The sequence below is a fragment of the Inquilinus sp. OTU3971 genome (assembly GCF_038440215.1).
The window spans coordinates 1-3,215 of record NZ_JASATH010000365.1; the positions used below are offsets into that span (position 1 = coordinate 1).

The following is a 3,215-nucleotide window of genomic DNA, read 5'->3' on the forward strand; positions in this document are numbered from 1 at the left end:
GGGGTTGTGGGCGCCCCCCCGCTCGTGGCGGTTTCTTCCCTCCCCCCCCCCCCCGTGGGGGGGGGGGGGCAGGGGGAGGGGTCTGCGCGCGTCCGCGCGCGAAAGGCCGACGACCTCGACGCGTCGAGCCAATCCGGCATCGGCTCTTCCGGTGAAAACCCGCTCCCCCTATCCCCCTCCCGCGAGGGGAGGGGGGACTCGGATGGGGCGAGCGGGAGAGGCGCGGAGATGTCCCCCGCCGCGAAGTCCATCGCCGAGTTCGACCCGGCCCTTCGCCTGTCGCCCTCGGTCCGCAAGCTGCTGGTCGAGACCGGGCTCGATCCGGCCGGGCTGACCGGCAGCGGCAAGGACGGGCGGCTGACCCGCCAGGATGTCGAGCAGGAGGTCGCCCGCCGGCAGGCTCGACCGGCCGCGCCTGCCGAGGTGAAGCCGGTCCCGGGCCTTCGCTCCCGCCGCATCCCGCACGATGCGATGCGCCGGCGCATCGCCGAGCACATGGCGCACTCGGTCGCCACGGCGCCGCATGTCACCGCCGTGTTCGAGGCCGATTTCGGCGCCGTGCTGGCGCATCGCCAGGCGCACAAGGCGGCGTTCGAGCGCCAGGGCGTCGCCCTGACCGTCACCGCCTATCTGGTCCAGGCCTGCGTCGCCGCGATGAAGGCGGTGCCCACGGTCAACAGCCGCTGGCACGACGACGCGCTGGAGGTGTTCGACGACGTCAGCATCGGCATCGGCACGGCGCTGGGGGACAAGGGCCTGGTGGTGCCGGTGGTGCACCGGGCGCAGTCGCTGTCGCTGCTCGGCATCGCCGCGCGGCTGCAGGAGGCGACGGCCCTGGCCCGCGCCGGCAGGCTGGCGCCGGCCGATGTCCAGGGCGGCACCTTCACCATCTCGAACCACGGCGTCTCCGGTTCGCTGTTCGCGGCGCCGATCATCATCAACCAGCCGCAGGTCGCGATCCTCGGCGTCGGCAAGGTCGAGAAGCGGGTGGTGGTGCGCGAGGCCGGCGGTGCCGACGCCATGCTGATCCGGCCGATGGCCTATGTCTCGCTGACCATCGACCACCGCGCTTTGGACGGTGCCCAGACCAACGCCTGGCTGACCCGCTTCGTCGAGACCATCGAGACCTGGCCGGTGGCAGGGTGACGGCGCGACCTGCGCCGCCCCCTCACCCGAAATCGCTGCGCGATTTCGACCTCTCCCCAAGGAGAGGTGTGAAGGCCCCGGCTCATATTCCCCTCTCCTCGGGGAGAGCGAGGGGCCCGACGCCGAAGGCGGCGGGAGGGTGAGGGGGAGAGCCGGCGGTTCAGGCCGCGACCGATCCCGCAGCTCGGGCCTGCCGCTCGATCAGCATCACGTCGCCGAACTCATGGCCGCGATAGCCCTCGGCCGCGAGGGTAGCCGGCAGCCCGTCCAGCACCCCGTCCGGGGCGAAGGCGCGCAGCAGCTCGAAATGGCTCTCGCCCGGCTGGTGCATGCCGGTGAGCAGGACGTCGATCACGCGTAGCTGGGTGCCGGGCCCGATGCGGTTGGCGGCGATGCCGTCGCCGGCGCGGACCGTGCCGTCGGGCTCGGCCGCGGCTTCCAGGGCGCGGACCACGGTGGTGCCGATGGCGACCACGCGGCCACCCGCCGCCTTCGCCCGGGCGATCGCCGCGGCAGTGCGCTCCGGGATCCGGTAGGGCTCGTCGAAGGGCAGGCGCCGGTCGAGTGCCGGGTCGCCAGTCGAGGAGATGCCGGCGGCATGGGTCAGCGTGGCGAAGCCGACGCCGCGCCGGCGCCAGGCGGCGAGCAGCGCCCAGTCCAGCGCGAAGCCGGCGGAGGGCGGCTCGAACGCCATGGGGTCGGCGGCGATGCGGGTCCAGACATCCCACAGTGCCAGCGGCTGCGGCACATGGGCGTATTGGATCGGCCGGCCATGCTGGGCCAGCCCTGCCAGCACCCGGTCGCGCCGGCCGAGGAACCGCAGCCGGACCAGCCGGGGATGGCCGAGGTCGCGCTCGACCACGGCGTCGAGCGGGCCGAGCGACAGGTGGTCGCCCGCCGACAGCGGCGGCGGGGCCAGCCGGTCCTCGGTGCGGATGCGGTGGTCACCGGCGCCGAAGACGATGGCGGCGAAGCGGGTCGGGTCACCGGGCGCGACCCAGCCGGCCAGCCGGACCTCGATCGGCTTCCCGGTCGCGGCATGCAGGCCGTGCAGGCTCGCCGGCAGGGTCGCGGCGTCGTTGGCGACAACCAGGTCGCGCGGCGTCAGCAGCGTCGCCAGGGCCGCGCGGGACAAGTGCTGCACCCGGCCCTCGGCGTCGACGGCGCAGAGCCTGGCCGCCGGCCGGTCGGGGCGGTCGGCGGCGATCATGCGGATTCCCCGACCCGCTGCTCAGCAGCCCGGCCCGGCAGCGCGGCCAGCACCGCCTGCACGATCTCCGAGGCCGAGAGCTCGGGCAGCTTCAGCGTCGACGGGTCGGCGTCGGGTACGGCCAGGGCATGCAGCGGCGTGTCCATGTCGCCGGGGTCGATCGACAGGAACCTTACCCCTTCGTCCCGGGCCTCCTCGGCCCAGATCGCCGTCAGGTGGCGCAGCCCGGCCTTGCTGGCGCTGTAGGCGCCCCAGCCGGCATAGGCGTTGACCGCGGCGTCGCTGGAGATGTTGACCACCACCGCGCCGCGGCCCTGGCGGGCGGAGGCGGCGAGGGCGCCGAACAGCGCCTTGGTCAGCCGGAACGGCCCGACCAGATTGACCGCCAGCGCCTGTTCCAGGTCTTCGCAGTCGGTGTCGGCCAGCAGGGCGAGCGGGACCGGGCCGAGGCTGGAGGCATTGTTGATCAGCACGTCGAGCCCGCCCAGCCCGGCCGTGACCTGCAGCGCGATCGGGTGGATGTCCTCCTTGCGGCCGACATCGCCGACAATGCCCTGGGCGCCGGTCTCCCGCGCCGTGCGGCCCACAGCCTCGGCGCCGCGGGCGACGAAGGCGACCCGCGCGCCCATCGCGGTCAAGAGCCGCACCAGCGCCAGGCCGAGGCCGGAGGTGCCGCCGGTGACCGCCACGCGCAGCCGCCGCAGATCGGTGTCGATAGGCATGATGGATGCTCCTCTCGTCGGGAGCTTCCATCGCTACAAGTTCAAGTGCGGTTCAGGTCAAGAGAGATTTTGCAAGGGGCGGTTTGGTTAATTCATTAAAGCCGTCATGGCGAGCCCCGCAGGGGCGTGGCGATCCA

The 3,215-nt window shown here is 73.4% G+C and carries 3 protein-coding genes; 1 reads left to right on the forward strand and 2 read right to left on the reverse strand.

Annotation, left to right across the window (positions count from 1 at the left end):
- The first annotated feature begins 228 nt into the window (after positions 1–228).
- Complete coding sequence (locus AAHM41_RS39630; RefSeq protein WP_342242148.1) at positions 229–1,146, forward strand: dihydrolipoamide acetyltransferase family protein; 918 nt, start codon at positions 229–231, stop codon at positions 1,144–1,146.
- A 160-nt stretch (positions 1,147–1,306) separates the two neighbouring features.
- On the opposite strand, the gene AAHM41_RS39635 is transcribed toward AAHM41_RS39630, so the two are convergent.
- Complete coding sequence (locus AAHM41_RS39635) at positions 1,307–2,356, reverse strand: S-adenosylmethionine:tRNA ribosyltransferase-isomerase (protein ID WP_342242149.1); 1,050 nt, start codon at positions 2,354–2,356, stop codon at positions 1,307–1,309.
- The gene (locus AAHM41_RS39640; RefSeq protein WP_342242150.1) at positions 2,353–3,078 is read right to left on the reverse strand and encodes an SDR family NAD(P)-dependent oxidoreductase; all 726 of its coding nucleotides are present in this window, start codon (positions 3,076–3,078) and stop codon (positions 2,353–2,355) included. Before AAHM41_RS39640 ends, AAHM41_RS39635 begins: the two co-directional genes overlap by 4 nt.
- Positions 3,079–3,215: the final 137 nt, after the last annotated feature.